Source organism: Pseudomonas sp., assembly GCF_050739775.1.
Taxonomy (GTDB): domain Bacteria; phylum Pseudomonadota; class Gammaproteobacteria; order Pseudomonadales; family Pseudomonadaceae; genus Aquipseudomonas.
This window is the reverse complement of record NZ_JBOICA010000014.1, coordinates 1-16649: the sequence shown is the minus strand read 5'-3', so window position 1 is coordinate 16649 and position 16649 is coordinate 1. Positions and strand designations below refer to the sequence as shown.

Below are 16649 nucleotides of genomic sequence, written 5' to 3'. Positions count from 1 at the left end.
CCAGTCCATTCAACGCGAAGCGCCGGTCTTGCGCGGCTTGGCGCCCTTGACCTTGGCCTTGCCCTGCTTGCCGCCATTGCACTCGACCGTGGTTGTCCAGCCAGAAGCGCTGAAAACCTGTTCCACCGACTCCACCAAGTACTCCCCATCAAGTCCGTTCTTGAAACCTTTCAGATCGACCGTCCGCTCAGTGAACACATCGCTGCGTCCTGGCATGTCCAGACGCACATTGGCCGTGCTGCGGTTGAGCGCCGCCAGCCTGGCCTTGGCCGCCTGCTGCGCCGACGCCTGGTCCGGATAGAGATGGCGGTCGGTGTGAACTGGCACCATGCCCTGCGGCGCTTCGTCGTTGGCCAGGTCGACTACCTTGAGCTGACCGCTGCGCAGGTCCTGATACCGGGTCTGCACGGCCTTGTACGTCCCCTTGTCAGCCAGGCGAAACTGCCAGCGCGTGACATCGGCGCGGCGCAGGCTGACAACGCCCAGGGCCCTGCCGCTGGCGCTCTGCCCGCCCTGACGCGGCAACACCAACAAGGTGCCGTCGCCGATCTTGGCGGTACAGTCGTACTGCTTGGCCAGGCGGGTGATGAAGTTGAAGTCCGATTCGTTGAACTGATCGACCCGCAGCACCTTGGTCAGCACTGGACACCCCGGCTGCCAGCCATTGCGCGCGGCGATATCGCGCACGATCTGCTGCAACGGGACGTTCTCCCAACTGCCGCTGCGCGTGGTCTTGCCGGTACCACGCATGTCACTGGCCTTGCCACGAATGATCACGCTATCGGGGGGGCCGGACAGCTCGGCTTCATCCACGGTGTAGCGCCCCAGACGGGTCAGTGTCTGGCCGGCGTAGCCCAGATGAATCTCGATCAGCGCCCCGCGTGCGGGCAGGGTCACCGCGCCGTCGCGATCATCGATGCGCAGCTCGAAATCGTCCGACTCCATCCCTGGTTTGTCCGAGGTGCGCAGCAGCAACAGCCGGTCGTTGATCACGGCAGTGATGTCGTTGCCGTCGGCGACGATACGAAACACAGGTTGCATGGCTCATGCTCCAGAAAAAAGCCGACCCCGCACAAGGCGGGGTCGGCCGGTTGCAGGTAACGCCGGAGCGTCAATCCCATAGCTGCACCGTGGCATCGGCAGCGCTGGTCAGTTCCGGCAGTTGGATAAGCACCCCGGTGTGAAACGGCTGCGGTTCGTCGGCCAGGCCTTGATTGGCATTGAGCACCGCCTCGACGCTGCCGTTCAGGTGCCCGTAGTAGTGCTGACACAAGGTGTCGAGCAAGTCCCCCTCAGAGGTTCTGCAGGTCGTCGCCATAGCTCACAAACTCCAGTGTGAAAGCCTGTTTTCGGGGAATGCCGCCAGCCAAAAGGTAGCTCTGCTCTTCATCGATGCCAGTCAGGCACCAGTTGCCCAGCACCTCACCATAGCCGGTGATCAGGCTCAGTGGCCGCAGTAACCGGCCAATGCTGCGCAACGTCTGCAACTGACCAAGGCCGCCCTTGAGCGCCGGGAATATCGCCCCCCTGATATTGATTTTTTCCTCACCCAGACTCACCGCCTGCTGGGCGGCACTGCGCGTCAGGCGCTCCTGGCCGACCCAGCGAAAGCTGGTCTGGCGCCGCAGCTCTTCGAAAGCGGCGGTGTCGAGGTTGAAGTAGTAACCCGGTGATTTGCCATCCAGCGGTTGCAGGATCAACAAATGAGGGAAAGGTTTGACCGCTTCCGCGGCCGGGCTAACAGGAGGCGCGAAACTGCCGCTGGGCAGGATGTTGCTCAGCGACGGACTGATCTTGCCGGCAATCTGGTTGATCTTTGCCGCGGCCTTGTCCACCTGCTCACCGAAGGCCTGAACCCGGTCCTGAACCTGGACCACCACCGCCAGCGCCTGGTCATATTTGGCCGAAACCTGATTGACCGTCGCTTGCGCGCTATAAATAGCGCGCATCGTGCGTTGCAGCTTGGCGCCGATCAGCGGACCGACAAAGGGAATGCCTTCAAGCTCGGCCACAGCACCGGTGATGTCACTGACCGCACCATTCATCGGCGCCAGCATTTCATCGGCACTGCGCCGCCCCGCCTGCCCTGCCGCCACTAGGTAGCGCAGCGACGACTGCAGCTGTTGCATGTAGTTCATGAGCGCTCCTTAGTTGACGTGGGGGATATCGGACAGTTGCCGCGCGGTCGCCATGCGCATCAACTCCTCGAACTCACGGCGGACCATGGCTTGCAGATTCTGGGCAAGCAGCATCGGATCGCTGACGCTGCCCTGAATGGTGATGGGCATGCTCGGGGTGAAGGTGAACTGCTGACTGACCTGTTGCGGTGGGCCAGGCTGCGGCCCCGTCGATTGGCTGAGCGTTGCCAGAGGGGCCGGGACGGGCAGCGTACTCTCCAGCGAACGCACCACGTCACCCGGTTGTGTAGCGGCTGGCGCTGGCTCATCGCGGGGTGCCACCATCTTCTTACCCAGCCAGCCACCTATTGCATCGCCCGCCATGCCGCCGAGCAAGGCGCCAATCGGCGGCCCGATCACCGGCACGAATGCCCCAAGCATCCCACCCAGCACCGATCCGACCAAACCGCCAGCGGCAGCACCGTAACCCTCGGCCTTCTCTTCAGGGGTATCGGCAGTCACAAGCGTAGCGACGCCCTTGATCCCCGCCTCCAGAACCGCAGGGCCACGAACCTCCTTGATCGCGGCGCCGATCTTGCCCGCAGTACTCACCGAACGGTTGGGTGCCGGCGGTTTGGTCGGCGGCGCGGATGGAGCAGGTGCCGAGCGAGAACGCCCGCGCCGTCTCGATGAGGGCGACTGACGTTGCGGCGCCTTTCTTCCGCTCCGGGAGGGAGGTTTTCGTTCACGCCCCCGCGGGCCCATGCAGCAACCGATGTCGCCGGCATTGACCACGACTACATTGAGCGGGTCGTTGAGCACGAACACCTTCGACAAATCGGTGCCCTGCCCTGGGCCGTTACCAGCCCCTTCCGGGATCGGTGTGCCCTTGAACCATCCACGTCCTTTGAGCGCCAGGAAAGCCGTACCGAGAACCGTGGCCCCGGTGATCAACCACTTGATTGCATCCGGGGCGCCGGTGAATGCTTTTGCCGTGGCGGTGATCCCCTCGGCCAATCCGTCCGACAACGGTCGAATGGAATCACCCAGGCTGCGGAGCGAGTCGTCAACTGCGTCGGACGCTTCGCTCAAGCGTCGATCAGAAGTCCCACGCCGCGAGATCAGGTCCCTGTCGAGGATACCTTTGCCACCCTCGGGCTGAGTGCTGTCGAGCGCCTGGTCCAGGCCCTGATTCTGCGACGCGGACAAGCTGTCAGTAACGCCCTCGCCCGTTCCCTTGCGCTGGAACACGATGTACTCCAGCGCCTTTTCCAATTCAGCCGGCCCTTTGATCTTCGGGTTGTTTTGCAACTCGCCGATCAAGCGTGCTGTGTCATCGGTCGAGGCATCCTGCCCAACCGAAAACCTGGCCGCCACGGGGGCGTAGGCCAAGACCTTGTCCAGCCCCATGCCGGTGCCGTACAGCTGTTTGATCAAAGTGGCCGCCTGGTTACGCTCCATCCCGGCAGCCTCGTTGATCGCGCTCACTGTGCCGATCACTTTCTGCTCTTGCTGCGAAGGTGCAACACCGTCAGCTACTCCCGCGCTGATCGCAATGTCGCGGGTGATCTTCTGGTATTGCGCGCTGATCTGAGCAGGTAACACCATCGCCCGCCCAATCGTTACCGGCTGGCCGATCAGCGCAAGGCCCTCGAAGACCTTCAGGTTATCCCGCTCAGGTACTTCCGCTTTTGCCGGTGTGCCAGTCTGCCCCACCGATACCGGTACCTGGTGCTGCTGACGCAGCGCAACGAGCTGTTGCTGAAGCAGGTTGAGCGTTGCTTGCAGGTACGGTCGCAACACGCCCACCTCGTTAACGCCACTGCTCGGTGCAGGCTTCACCTCGTTACGCAGGCGAAAGACTTCAGCGAAAATGTTCTCCACTACCTTGGTATTTTTCTTGATTCGGTCTTCGACCGACTTGAACGCGATGCCTACCGTAAACGCCACGGCAGCACCGTGCTCCAGTTTCAATGCCGGATTGCTCGCCATCTGATTCCCCTATAGCCACGCCACAGGCTTAATCCGTGAGCCACCAGACCATGTCGCTGAACGACATGGTCATGATTTCGGCGGCGGAAAAATTCAGCTCCTTGGCGAGCCGCTTTGCCGCCGCTTTCTGCACGGCGGGGTCAAACCTCGTCGTCTTGCACCAGGCGAAAATACCCGGCCTGCAAGCGGCTGTAGTCTTTCAGGGCAAGCCCTTCGAGGTCCTTGACGCCCACTTCGGCCAGCGAGGCGAAGAGGTTCAGCTCACGCTGTTCGTCGTCGCTATTCGCAGCCGATTGCGCGGCACGAATGTCACGCACCGTGGGTGCACGCAGGGACAGGCTGTCGACCTGCACACCATTGGCCTCGGACCGCTTGGTAAGGGTCACAACCACGCGTTCGGTGCTCACCGCCAACCAGCTCGGCGTCTTGTTTGCCTGATTCATGGGATCTCCTTACAGGCCCAGGGCCGAACGTTGGGCGGCGAGCTGGTCGACACCGTTGATGACCCGCTTCATACCCAGCGGATCGATTTCGTAAACCAGGCGACCGTCCACTTCCAGCTTGTAGTAGGTCAACGCGACGTTGTGTTTGATCTCAGCCTTGTCGCCAGACTTCCAGTCGCCCATGTCGACTTCCTTCAATGCCCCACGCAGGGTCACGATGAGCGGGGTAACGCTGCCCTTGAGGCCTTTGAACGCGCCACGGAAGGTACCGTTGAAGGCCGAGCCGTCAGCCAGACCGAAGAACTTCAGCGACTCGCGGCGTACGCCGGTGGTGACGAACCCGGCCTCCTGTTTTTCCATGCCCATGTCGAGCTCGATGGGCATGTCCATGCCGCCGGCACGGTGCTCTTCCATCTTCAGGGTCAGCTTGGGCAGGGTCAGGCTGGGGACGTCGCCTTGAAAGCTGACGCCATCGACGAACAGGTTCAGGTTCGCCAGGGTTTCGGGAATCATTGCCATGCTTGTTGCTCCTTGATTAAGCGGCTTGGTCGAGGACTTCGGTCAACCACTGGTTGGTGACCTCGACACGGAAGTTCGGGTTCTCGGCTGGCGGCACGTCGGTGAAACGGATGTTCCAGTACACCTTGCCCTGCTCCAGCTGGCTGGCGGTGTTCAGCTCAGGATCGGCGAACACCTCGAAATTGATGATCGCGCCCTGGGCTTTGAGATCACGCATAAAGGCCTGCAGGCCTTCGGTGACATCACTGACATAGGTGCGGGTGATCGAGCGGTCGACCGCCCACTTGTGGCCGTAGAGGATGGCGTCCATGACGATGTCCATGGTCCGCACGCGGGTGACGAAGGCCCATTTCGGGTCGCTGCTCAGGGTGCGGTTGCCCCACAGGCGGTAACCGTCATCACGAATGATCGTGGTGATGTTGGCGTTGTTGAGCAGGTTGGCCCGACACGTGGCGTCGCCGTCCAGATACTCGATGGCGCGGCTGGTGCCGGTTAGGCCGACAAACTCCTTGTTCGACGGCGACGCCCAGAAGCCGTACTCGCTGTCGGTCCAGGCAAACAGGCCGGCGACCCAGGCCGAGGCCGGCGCGTCGACTGTGGCGTCTGCCGTGGTGTCCCAGTACTTGACCCCCGGATCGACCAGGAAAGCGCGCTTGGCGCCGAAGTTCTCGGCATAGGCAATTGCCGCTTCGTCGGTAGTGTTCGGACCATCGAGGATGGCCAGGCCACGCAGCTTGTCAGCCAGGGCCACCAGCGCAGTACCGACAGCCTGGGTCGCGCTGTGCTTTGGGGTCACCAGCAGGCGCGGCTGGGCGTTGAAGCGGCTTTTGCCGTCGAGTAGCGCCTGCAGGCCAGTGCGTTTGCCGTCGGCCAATACCCCGCCGATAATCGCCGAAGTCTGCTCGGCAGCATCCTCAAGCTTGGCTACGCCGCAGGCGACGATGACTGCCTTGGCGCGGCTGTAGATGGCCTGGCAGGCCTTGGTGATTGCCGCATTCGCGCCGAAGGCGGCGATGGCCTCTCGCTCGCTGGTGATCAGTACCAGCTCATTGGCCTTGGCCTTGGCCGTCGGACCTTCGGTAAAGGTGTCGACCAGGCCGATGATCGAGGACGATGGCAGCGCAATGGTACGTGCGCCGGTGTCGACGTTGGTTACGGTAACGCCGTGAAAAAATCCACTCATGAACATGCTCCAGAAATGAAAAGGCCCTGCAGTGCAGGGCCAAAGTGTGTTGCGGGAAAGAAGAAGCACCGACAGTGCGAGTTCTATTGGGTTTGTTCGGCGATCCACGGCGGCGCCACGGGGCGGTGCTCGATCTCGGGGAACTGCTCCGACTGGGGCCAGTCGCGCAGGGCCTGCATGTACGTCAGCAGCTCGGTGAACTGCTCGGCGGTCAGGGTGGTGGCAGCGCCTATCTCCAGTTGATCGCGGTGACGGTCACGCAACCAGACCAGGTTGGCCAGCTCGGCGTCACGCCAGGCGCGCTCAGAAGGCGCCGGGTACACAGCCAGATCAGCGAACACGAACAGCCCATCAATTCGCTGGGCGCGCTTGCCCTGCATGAGCCCGTCGTACAGCGCGCGATAGTCCTCATCAGTGATTTCGATCGCATCACTCGGCATCACTCCGCCGAGCTTCGTGCTGTAGAACGCTTGTCTATCGATTGAAAAGTGCATGGATTACCGTCCAATACCGAAGTAGAAGGTTCCGTTCGTGAGTAGCGCGCCTGCGCTGCTATTGGTGAGTGCAATCCCCACGGTTTCCGGCGCGACATTGAAGACTGATGAGCTGATCGAGTTTGACGTGGCGCCGGTGGTATCGCAGCTCGCTGCGGCGAAGATGCACTCATTCGGGAACGTCACCGGCCAAGCAGCAGTAAATGACTGGCCGCTTGGGCTGACGGAGCCCGGCGCGGTCTTTCCGACCTGAAGGATGTAGCCGCCCAGCCAGGTTGGTAGAGCCAAGCAAAATGCCTTGCCGCTTCGAAAAAGCGTCACCCCTTTGCGTAGCTTTTTCGGGGTGATCATCACCTCATCGCTATCGCCAGCGTTGGCCTGGTCCTGGGTCGCGACCTTGGCGATGCCGGGCTTCACCTCGGTGGCCTGGCCGAGTTGGGCGGCCAATGCTGCGACATCGATCTGCCCCTGGTTCACCGGTGCGTTCCAGGCCTTGATGCACCACATCGCCGCAAAGTTTCGCGGACGGGTTTCAGTGCCACCAGTTGCAGCGCTGACCTTGGTAGTAGGTGAGTTTGAAACGTAGATGCCGGTGCCGCCAGACAGCGTGTCTGTACGGCCACCCCAGTTAGTAGGGGTAGCAGTCAAGTCATGGGTGTGCGACTTGAAGTCGTCTAGCTGGTACGTCCCAATAGCTCGACCAACATCCACCCCGCGCCCATGGTCCCAGCCCCGCAGGAACTCGGCGCGCGACTCAGGCATCCGGAAGTTACCAGCGCCCTCATCACCTTTGTTGAACGTAGTCCCCAGGTAGGCAGCCAGATCGGGATAGACAGCGATGCTCTTCACGCTGCCATCAACCTCAAGGAAGCCCGGCGCCACCGACTCCCTGGGGAATGCCACCATAGCGCCGACCGGCAACGCCGAAGCTTGGGCAATGATGGCGTCGACTTGCTCACGCGTGTAAGCGTCGGTGATGCCATTGCCAGCCAGCGTCAACGGGTTGTCACCCTCGACCACCAGGCCCCGGTCATTGGTCCTGACACGGGCCCAGGTGCCTGCGGTCTTGTTGGCTGGCAAGACGTTGATCAGCACCTCATCAACATACTTGCGCGTCGCCAGGACCACCGACGGGTCAATTTTGAGCTGCACATTGGCCGTGCTGGTGACGATGATGTTCAACCGCACCACCTGAGTCTTGCCCGTGCCCTGACTGAGCAACGGCTTGAAACTCGGCGCACAGTTGGCCACCGCTACCAGATCGCCATCTGCATCGTAGAGGCCGATTTCGCGAATCCACCAGCCACCGACATCTGGCGGAATCACCTGCTCGGCAATGATCAGGTTCGGGTTGGCCGGATCGACCTTGAGCTGATTCAGCGGTGCCCGGCGCCGCTCGTTGATGAGCCGGGTTTGCTCGCGGGAAGGCAGCGGGTCGGTCAGGTTGGCATCGCCAACCCCCAGTTGGGAAAACGTCCAGGGCACGCCCAGGGCATTGGCGTTGGCCTGCTTGGCCTCGCCTATTGCCGTGAGGATGGCGAAAAACTGACTGTTCGCAGTAGTCATGAGTACACATCCAGATATTCGATTTGATGTTCACAGCCAACATGGCCAAAGCTGCCACTGACCTCGATGTCGTGTGACATGGGCGGGTAAACGTCGATTTCCTCGCCCTCATACAGGCCCACGCCCAACCGCATGTAGCCGGTGCTGGCCAAGGAAATGGCCAGGCCGATCAGGTGACGGCTGACCGGCTTGGCGTCATCGATCAGCCGCGTCAGCTCCTGATACATTTCCTCGGTGATGCCGGTATCCAACACCCCCACCTGCAGCTCGAAAGTGCCCGGCACGCCCTCGGGCACGCCCTGCCACCACTCGCGAACCTCGATCAGATAGCCCAGCGGCTCGACCACCCGGCGCAAAGCGCCGATGGTGCCTTTATGCGCATTCACGTAGAACGCCGAACGAATCACCGAGCGCTTGATGGCCTCGGACCAGGTATCGTCCCAGCGGTCCACTGACCAGGCCCAGGCCAGTTGATGCAGCAAGTGCGCCGGACAGGTGTCGGGGCTGTACAGCGCACGCAGTGGAATCTCGGTGGTTTCAAAGCCAGCCGCCTCGATGGCCTGTTCAAGGGCGCTGCTGTTGAGCGGGAGCAGGCTGTCCATGTCAGCCCCCCCGCGTCACGGTGATCCCTTCGCACCAGGCCGCTTGCGCCTGGGTTGGGCGAATGTCGGTCCAGTCGTTCAGATCGACCCGGCTCACGCCGTTGATGTGCAACTGGGCATCCACACCCGAGCGCGCCACCTCAACGCCCAGACGTCGACGGGGATTGACCCAGGCCTGCAGGCGGCGCTTGCATTCGGCCAGCGTTGCCTCGATTTCCGGGCCGCTGCCGCTCATGTGCACCACGGCGTCGATGCGGTAGCGCAACACCTCTGCGCTCTGCACCGTGAGTCGATCACCTACGGGGCGTATGTCGTCATCATTGAGCTTGAGCCGAACAACCTCCAGCAGCTCAGGCCCGGCACTGCCGTTTCCTTCAAGCGCCAGCACCGTGACCACCACCTGGGCAGGCGAAGGACTTTGCGCCGTGGCGTCGGCCACCAGCCCGGACGCATTGCGCGCATGCAAGATGTAGCTATTGCGTGGCCCTGCGGTGCTCAGGCCTTCATAGACCAGCTGGACCCGCTCACGCAGGGCCTGGTCCTCCTCAAGTACCTTGGACGTCGGCGGCACCGAGCTCAGGTTCTCGGCTTGCACGACCAGCCGCTCAAGGCGCACGTTAGCGGCGAGTTGGTCCAGGTCAGTGCCTTGGGCATAAGCCAGCAGCAAGGCCTTGGCGGCGTCATTGACCCGCGCCCGGTTGAGCAGCTTGCGATAGGCGCCGACTTCCAGCAGTTTTGTCACCGGATCGCTCTCCAGCAACGCGTCCCAGTTTTCGCCCATGTGCGACCGGAAGGTCGCCAGGTCATCCTGGAAAATGGCCTCGAAATCGAGGTCTTCCAGCACCTGCGGCGCGGGCAGCGCCGACAGATCCAGACTACTCATGCCGTCACCTCCAGCATCCGGCTATCGCCCAGGTACTGCCCGCTGAGCTGCAAGGTGATCTGCCCGCCCACCACCGCCAGCACCCGGACCCGCTCCAGTTTCAGGCGCGGCTCCCAACGGCTGAGAGAACGCGCCACCTCGGCCTGCACTGCGCTTTTCCAGCCGTCATTGACCGGCAGATCGACAAAGCGTCGCAGCGCGCTGCCATAGGCCGGGCGCATGCGCCGGCTGCCCAGCGGTGTGGTCAGGATGTCTTCAATGGATTGGCGCACATGCTCGATGCCCGACAGCGATGCGCCGGTACGGCGATTCACTCCGATCATCGGCTTACTCCTTCTTTTGTGTGACCATGGTTGCTCCAGGCGTAAAAAAGCCCGCGTCGGCGGGCTGGTTTCAGTGCTTGTGATTGGCGGTGTTGCCAGCGGTGTCGATGATCTTGCCGCCGCCAAGGATGTCGCCCGTTACCCGTAACGGCCCGTTGATCTGCACCTCACCGGTCAAGGAAATATTGGTGGCTTTAACATCAATGGACTCGGCGGTAACCACTGCCGAACTGCCACCGACCCTGAGGGTCAGGATGCCGCCGGGCAGGTCAATGGTGTAGCTGCTGGCCTGCCAGTCGTAGACCAGCGAGCCGCCATCTTCGAAGCGCCAGACCTCGACATGGTCGCGGTTGTCCGGTGGCGCGCCGGCGTTGCCGTAAAGGCCTGGCACAAAGGTACCTTGCGCAGGTTCGCCGCTTGGGCTGACCAACACCCCCTGCTCATCAAGACTCGGCGCGCGCCAGTGGCGGGCCTTGCCGGCGGCCTGGCTGTGCCAGCGCAGCCAGGTGCTGGTCCAGCCGACACCATCGCAAACCCTTACCCGGGCGGCGGCAAGATCCACCGCCACCACCCGACAGGGAATGACCAGGCCGGCGAGCATGCGGTCATGCATGGCGCTGGCGTAACTCATTGCATGTCCTCCGGTGACTGGTAGCCCGCTTCGTGGCCTGGACCGGTATCGGGGCTGAACGCAAAGGCCAGCGGGCCCGGCTCATCGGGCCATGACCATTGCGCGGCGCCCAGGTACAGAGCCTGCTCCCACTGCACCCGCCAGATGATTGGGTGAGTCGAGGCTGTGGTAGGTTGAACAGGTAAGGCCTGAACACTTTTCACTGCTTCGACAAAGTCCATTTGCCAGAACTGCTGGCGCAACAGAACTGTCAGTCGCGTTGCCAGCATGGCCGCCTGCAATGCTGCCTGTGGATGGCTGGCGTCGACCAGGATGCACGCTTCGAAGGTTGCCAGGACGCAAGCGCGACCATCGCCCGGATCAGCTCCCGGCTTGAGGCCGGTGACGGCGTGAATCAGCGCCGGAAGCGCTGTGTTCTGGTCCGCTGTTGCATAGGCTTCAACGGTTTCAAACTGAGGCATGGCGGCCTTGATTGTCGCGGTGATGGCACCGTGCAAGGTCTGCAATTCGCTCATTGGCGGTCCTCCCGTTCACAACCACCCGCTTGCCCCGCTGCCGGTTGCTCCAGCCCCAAGCGTTTGGCCGCCCATCGCTCATACAAGCCGATGGCGACATCGGCGCCAGCCATCGCGGTCAGGCAACCAAAAGCGCTGGCAGTCCAGATCGACAGCCCGCTGGCGTACAGCAGCATCACTGTCGAGACGCCACACACCATGCAGGCTCCCGAGCGCAATACCAGCCGCCGAAACAACGCCCAGCCATGGGCGCCCGCCTTGTCCGCACGCCACATCTCGCCGGACACTCCGCCCAGCAATGCCAGGACGACCACCAACCAGATCGGCATTTCCAGCAACGTCTGTTGTTCGTTTGTCACTGTCCTGTCTCCTTTTTGCTATCCCACTCAGGCTTGCGGCCGGTGGGGTTGTTCTGATGTTCAAGCGCCGATCACTCGGCATTCCAAAAAGCCCGGTCTCCCAGGCTTTTCAGTAATGCGTTGTCGAACCGCCCGCCACGACTGGTACCCGGGCAACTCCGCTTCAAATTGTTCCTCCGACCGCGGCCGCCTGCCCGCCGGATAACTGCTTGTGGTGCTTTACGCTGCACACCCGGGCCAGTTGCCAACCCTCTGAACAGTTCAGGCCTGTTCATCGCTGCCTTTGCCGCTGCCGGTGTCGACCGGCTTGAGATAAAGATTATGCATTGATGCATAGGCTGTCAATGCACTTGTGGAAATATTTATGCATAAGAAAATGCGAAAGTGCATGTAGGCCTTATCCCGCGTGGCTTGAAGCGCTTTCCCGCAGACGAAAAAAAACCCGCCGAAGCGGGTTTTCTGACGACCTGGGTGTGAATCAGCGAGCGTACATGCCCCACCAGAACACATGGCCGAGGATGCTGATCTGCTCTTCCTGCATCTGTTGGAAGCTGTAGTCTTCATCTGGATGTTCATCGCGGTTGAAGCTGCGCAGGCGTATGCCGGTAGGCAGGCGATAAAGCTGCTTCACCCGCAGCTGGCCGTTGTGGTTGATGGCGTACAGGTCGCCGTCGACGATATCGCCAATGCCACTCTTGCCAGCGTTGACCCCCACCGTGGCGCCATCACGCAGCACTGGCAACATACTGTTGCCGCGCACCGTGACGCACTTGGCCTGGTCAAACTGCACGCCGTTATGGCGCAGGCTGCGCTTGCCAAAACGCAGGCTGGCCTTCTCGCTTTCTTCAATGACGAATCGTCCTGATCCTGCTGCCAACTCAACCTCACGAAGAAACGGAATGGATACCTCATCGTCCTCGACAGGCGTGTCGTCATCCCACAGGCTGATATCGCGCAACTCGGCATGGCTGCGTGCAGGCGCGGCCTCTCGGCTTTCACCGAGCTCGACGCGGCCGCGCAGTTGATCGGTGCTTACAGCGAAATACTCGGCGATCTTCGACACATGCTTGTCGGAAGGATCGACGATCTTCTCGCTGAGAATGCGCGACAGGGTGGATTGCGGCACGCCGGTACGCCGGTACAGCTCCGTGGGGGAGATACCGTGACGGTCGAGCAGCGCTCTCAAGACAGATGCTACGTTGCGTTTTTGCATAACCCGCATAATGCAACCGGTTTATGCAAAATGCAATTGCCGATATGCACGCAAATGCATGGACAAATGGTCGCGGCGGGGCTGTTGGCCTCGGCATCGAGGGCAAAATCCCTGTACCATTGCGCGCTTGCCTTTGGTCTAAACGACACTGTGAGCCAAGTTTCTGTAATGAGCGATCTTTCCGCACACACTCCGATGATGCAACAGTACTGGAGGCTGAAAAACCAGCACCCAGATCAACTGATGTTCTACCGCATGGGCGACTTCTACGAAATCTTCTATGAAGACGCGAAGAAGGCCGCAAAACTCCTGGACATTACCCTGACCGCCCGAGGGCAGTCAGCGGGCCAGTCGATTCCCATGTGTGGTATCCCCTTTCACGCGGCCGAAGGTTACCTGGCCAAGCTGGTGAAGCTGGGCGAATCGGTGGTGATCTGCGAGCAGATCGGCGACCCGGCCACCAGCAAAGGCCCGGTGGAACGCCAGGTGGTGCGGATCCTCACCCCGGGCACGGTCAGTGACGAGGCGCTGCTCGATGAGCGCCGCGACAACCTGATCGCCGCCGTGCTGGGTGACGAGCGCCTGTTCGGCCTGGCCGTGCTGGATATCACCAGCGGCAACTTCACGGTGCTGGAGATCAAGGGCTGGGAGAACCTGCTGGCCGAGCTTGAGCGCATCAACCCGGTGGAATTGTTGATCCCCGACGACTGGCCCCAAGGCCTGCCCGCAGAGAAGCGCCGCGGCACGCGCCGTCGGGCGCCCTGGGATTTCGACCGCGACTCGGCGCGCAAGAGCCTGTGCCAGCAATTCGCAACCCAGGACCTCAAGGGGTTTGGCTGCGAGAAGCTGACCCTGGCCATCGGCGCCGCCGGTTGCCTGCTGGGCTACGCCAAGGAAACCCAGCGCACTGCCCTGCCGCACCTGCGCAGCCTCAAGCATGAACGCCTGGACGACACTGTGGTACTCGACGGCGCCAGCCGCCGCAACCTCGAACTGGACGTGAACCTGGCCGGTGGCCGCGACAACACCTTGCAGTCGGTCATCGATCGCTGCCAGACCGCCATGGGCAGCCGCCTGCTGACCCGCTGGCTGAACCGTCCGCTGCGCGACCTGAAGGTGCTGCAAGCGCGCCAGGGTTCGATTCGCTGCCTGCTCGACAGCTACCGTTTTGAAAAGCTGCAACCGCAGCTCAAGGAAATCGGCGATATCGAGCGGATCCTCGCCCGCATCGGCCTGCGCAACGCCCGCCCACGGGACCTGGCGCGCCTGCGCGATGCCCTCGGCGCGCTGCCGGAGCTGCAGAGCGCCATGGCCGAACTGGAAGCGCCACACCTGGCGCTGCTGGCGGCCATTGCCGGAACTTATCCAGAGCTGGCCGACCTGCTGGCAAAAGCCATCATCGACAACCCGCCCGCGGTGATCCGCGACGGTGGCGTGCTCAAGACCGGCTACGACAGCGAACTGGACGAATTGCTGGCGATGAGCGAGAACGCTGGCCAGTTCCTGATCGACCTTGAAGCGCGGGAAAAAGCGCGCACCGGGCTTGCCAACCTGAAGGTCGGCTACAACCGCGTGCACGGCTACTTCATCGAGCTGCCGAGCAAACAGGCCGAGCAGGCGCCTGCCGACTATATTCGCCGCCAGACCCTCAAGGGCGCCGAGCGCTTCATTACCCCTGAGCTGAAAACCTTCGAAGACAAGGCACTGTCGGCCAAGAGCCGTGCCCTGGCCCGCGAGAAGATGCTCTACGATGCGCTGCTGGAAACCCTGATCGGCCATCTGGCACCGCTGCAGGACACTGCCGCCGCCCTGGCCGAGCTGGATGTGCTGAGCAACCTCGCCGAGCGCGCGCTGAACCTGGACCTGAACTGCCCGTCCTTCGTCGACGAGCCGTGCATGCGCATCACTCAGGGCCGCCACCCGGTGGTCGAGCAGGTACTGACCACGCCATTCGTGGCCAACGACCTGGCGCTGGACGACAACACCCGCATGCTGGTGATCACCGGCCCGAACATGGGCGGTAAATCCACCTACATGCGCCAGACCGCCCTGATCGTACTGATGGCGCATATCGGCAGCTTCGTGCCGGCTGCCAGTTGCGAGTTGTCACTGGTCGACCGGATCTTCACCCGTATCGGCTCCAGCGACGACCTGGCGGGTGGGCGTTCGACCTTCATGGTCGAGATGAGCGAAACCGCCAACATCCTGCACAACGCCAGCGACCGCAGCCTGGTGCTGATGGACGAAGTCGGCCGCGGCACCAGCACCTTCGACGGCCTGTCCCTGGCCTGGGCCGCCGCAGAACGCCTGGCGCAACTGCGTGCCTATACCCTGTTCGCCACCCACTACTTCGAACTCACGGTGCTGCCGGAGAACGAGCCACTGGTGGCCAACGTGCACTTGAACGCCACCGAGCACAATGAGCGCATCGTGTTCCTCCACCATGTGCTGCCGGGGCCTGCCAGCCAGAGCTACGGCCTGGCCGTGGCCCAGTTGGCTGGGGTACCGACACCAGTCATCCAGCGCGCACGCGAACACTTGGGCCGACTGGAAACCGCCAGCCTGCCCCATGAAATGCCTGTGCTGCCCAAGGGTGCGCCAGATGTTCCGCACCAGAGCGATCTGTTTGCCAGCCTGCCACACCCGGCCATCGAGAAGCTCGGGAAGCTCGACCTGGACAACATGACGCCGCGTCAAGCTATCGAAATGCTCTATACACTGAAGACTCTGTTATAACGCGAGCCCGCACAAGCTGATAGAATCCCGCGCGGTTTGGCGGTGCTGCAGGTTACTAGCCTGGCCTGCAGCCGAACGACCAAACCGAGCGACCCTGTCTGGAAGGGTATCGCTGCCGTCGCCTGAGGAGAGAACTAGAAATGACCTTCGTCGTCACCGACAACTGCATCAAGTGCAAGTACACCGACTGCGTAGAAGTCTGTCCGGTGGACTGCTTTTACGAAGGCCCGAACTTCCTGGTCATTCACCCGGATGAGTGCATCGACTGTGCACTGTGCGAGCCTGAATGCCCCGCCGTTGCCATTTTCTCGGAGGACGAAGTGCCGAGCGGCATGGAGAACTTCATCGAGCTCAATGCCGAGCTGGCGGAAATCTGGCCGAACATCACCGAAAAGAAAGATTCGCTGCCAGACGCCGCAGAGTGGGATGGCAAGCCAGGCAAGATTGCCGACCTGGAGCGCTAAGCGCCCCGGATCAACAAAAAAGGCCCTTCGCGAGGGCCTTTTTTCATGTTTATTGCGGGCAAAAAAAGGGGCGGTTTAACCCGCCCACATTTTTTCCGTAGTCCCTTTGTTCCCTTTCATCATCCTGATGAATCGCATCCTGCGATGTCCTTGGCCGTCATCCTTGAAAGCCTGTGTCAGTCCGTAGACACAGTTAAGATACTAGCCTCTGCAGTATTTCCAGCAACGGGTCAAAGCTCTCAAAAAGCTGCGGAGACCTTACTGAAACAAACAACAAATTCCCACTACATCAATGAGTTACAAAAAAACTCACAATGAAAAAGACAACGATTTACTAAAGCCTACTGCGATTTCCTACATAACGAGTAAGCGAAGGCCTACACGAAAAAGAACTGTGCCAACAGTGGTGGACGCTTTCGACTGAACCCGGATGTGTCCGCTGTAACGCCAGGAAATACCCCCACAGCATTCCTTTCAGGCACAATCGGCATAGGGGGCGGCCTTCATAGGCCGCGCCCCTGCCACACCACCCGGCATGCGGGTCCGCACCGGGCGGTTCGAGAGATTGAGGTTATGAGAGACGCACCAGACCCATCCTGTCGAACCACG

Annotated in this window: 18 protein-coding genes; 2 read left to right on the top strand and 16 right to left on the bottom strand. The window is 61.6% G+C overall.

All coding sequences use genetic code 11. From position 1 onward, the window contains the following. Positions 1-9: 9 nt before the first annotated feature. From ACRESH_RS09295 to ACRESH_RS09220, 16 genes are all read right to left on the bottom strand, one after another. Positions 10-1041 carry a phage late control D family protein gene (locus ACRESH_RS09295; RefSeq protein WP_431741715.1) on the bottom strand — a complete coding sequence of 344 codons (1032 nt, stop codon included), beginning with the start codon at positions 1039-1041 and terminating at the stop codon, positions 10-12. 70 nt (positions 1042-1111) lie between these two features. Beyond that, positions 1112-1318, bottom strand: a complete 207-nt coding sequence (locus tag ACRESH_RS09290; protein ID WP_431741714.1) for a tail protein X — start codon at positions 1316-1318, stop codon at positions 1112-1114. Further along, positions 1293-2138, bottom strand: coding sequence for a phage tail protein (locus tag ACRESH_RS09285; RefSeq protein WP_431741713.1), 846 nt, complete (start codon positions 2136-2138; stop codon positions 1293-1295). Before ACRESH_RS09285 ends, ACRESH_RS09290 begins: the two co-directional genes overlap by 26 nt. A 9-nt stretch (positions 2139-2147) precedes the next feature. Beyond that, on the bottom strand, positions 2148-4109 hold the full coding sequence (locus ACRESH_RS09280) for a hypothetical protein (protein WP_431741712.1): 1962 nt from the start codon (positions 4107-4109) through the stop codon (positions 2148-2150). 140 nt (positions 4110-4249) lie between these two features. After that, positions 4250-4552: a phage tail assembly protein gene (locus ACRESH_RS09275; RefSeq protein ID WP_431741711.1), complete on the bottom strand. Its 303-nt coding sequence runs from the start codon at positions 4550-4552 to the stop codon at positions 4250-4252. A 9-nt stretch (positions 4553-4561) separates the two neighbouring features. After that, positions 4562-5071 carry a phage major tail tube protein gene (locus tag ACRESH_RS09270; protein ID WP_431741710.1) on the bottom strand — a complete coding sequence of 170 codons (510 nt, stop codon included), beginning with the start codon at positions 5069-5071 and terminating at the stop codon, positions 4562-4564. A gap of 16 nt (positions 5072-5087) precedes the next feature. Continuing rightward, complete coding sequence (locus ACRESH_RS09265) at positions 5088-6254, bottom strand: phage tail sheath subtilisin-like domain-containing protein (RefSeq protein WP_431741709.1); 1167 nt, start codon at positions 6252-6254, stop codon at positions 5088-5090. An 83-nt stretch (positions 6255-6337) separates the two neighbouring features. Beyond that, positions 6338-6748: a phage tail assembly chaperone gene (locus ACRESH_RS09260; RefSeq protein ID WP_431741708.1), complete on the bottom strand. Its 411-nt coding sequence runs from the start codon at positions 6746-6748 to the stop codon at positions 6338-6340. Between the two features lie 3 nt (positions 6749-6751). After that, the gene (locus ACRESH_RS09255) at positions 6752-8314 is read right to left on the bottom strand and encodes a phage tail protein (RefSeq protein ID WP_431741707.1); all 1563 of its coding nucleotides are present in this window, start codon (positions 8312-8314) and stop codon (positions 6752-6754) included. Beyond that, positions 8311-8916, bottom strand: a complete 606-nt coding sequence (locus ACRESH_RS09250) for a phage tail protein I (protein ID WP_431741706.1) — start codon at positions 8914-8916, stop codon at positions 8311-8313. The genes ACRESH_RS09255 and ACRESH_RS09250 overlap by 4 nt, the downstream gene beginning before the upstream one ends. Before the next feature lies 1 nt (position 8917). Next, a complete protein-coding gene (locus ACRESH_RS09245) occupies positions 8918-9799 on the bottom strand; it encodes a baseplate assembly protein (protein WP_431741705.1) in 882 nt (293 codons plus the stop codon). After that, positions 9796-10122: a GPW/gp25 family protein gene (locus ACRESH_RS09240; RefSeq protein WP_431741704.1), complete on the bottom strand. Its 327-nt coding sequence runs from the start codon at positions 10120-10122 to the stop codon at positions 9796-9798. The genes ACRESH_RS09245 and ACRESH_RS09240 overlap by 4 nt, the downstream gene beginning before the upstream one ends. A gap of 70 nt (positions 10123-10192) precedes the next feature. Continuing rightward, positions 10193-10753, bottom strand: coding sequence for a phage baseplate assembly protein V (locus tag ACRESH_RS09235; RefSeq protein WP_431741703.1), 561 nt, complete (start codon positions 10751-10753; stop codon positions 10193-10195). Continuing rightward, on the bottom strand, positions 10750-11268 hold the full coding sequence (locus tag ACRESH_RS09230; RefSeq protein ID WP_431741702.1) for a hypothetical protein: 519 nt from the start codon (positions 11266-11268) through the stop codon (positions 10750-10752). The genes ACRESH_RS09235 and ACRESH_RS09230 overlap by 4 nt, the downstream gene beginning before the upstream one ends. Further along, positions 11265-11627, bottom strand: coding sequence for a phage holin family protein (locus tag ACRESH_RS09225; RefSeq protein WP_431741701.1), 363 nt, complete (start codon positions 11625-11627; stop codon positions 11265-11267). Before ACRESH_RS09225 ends, ACRESH_RS09230 begins: the two co-directional genes overlap by 4 nt. 478 nt (positions 11628-12105) lie before the next feature. After that, positions 12106-12849, bottom strand: a complete 744-nt coding sequence (locus ACRESH_RS09220) for a LexA family transcriptional regulator (RefSeq protein ID WP_431741700.1) — start codon at positions 12847-12849, stop codon at positions 12106-12108. A gap of 159 nt (positions 12850-13008) precedes the next feature. Between ACRESH_RS09220 and mutS the strand changes: the two genes are divergently transcribed. Next, positions 13009-15576: a DNA mismatch repair protein MutS gene (gene mutS / locus ACRESH_RS09215; protein WP_431741699.1), complete on the top strand. Its 2568-nt coding sequence runs from the start codon at positions 13009-13011 to the stop codon at positions 15574-15576. Between the two features lie 140 nt (positions 15577-15716). Next, on the top strand, positions 15717-16040 hold the full coding sequence (gene fdxA / locus ACRESH_RS09210) for a ferredoxin FdxA (RefSeq protein ID WP_431741698.1): 324 nt from the start codon (positions 15717-15719) through the stop codon (positions 16038-16040). Positions 16041-16649 lie beyond the last annotated feature (609 nt).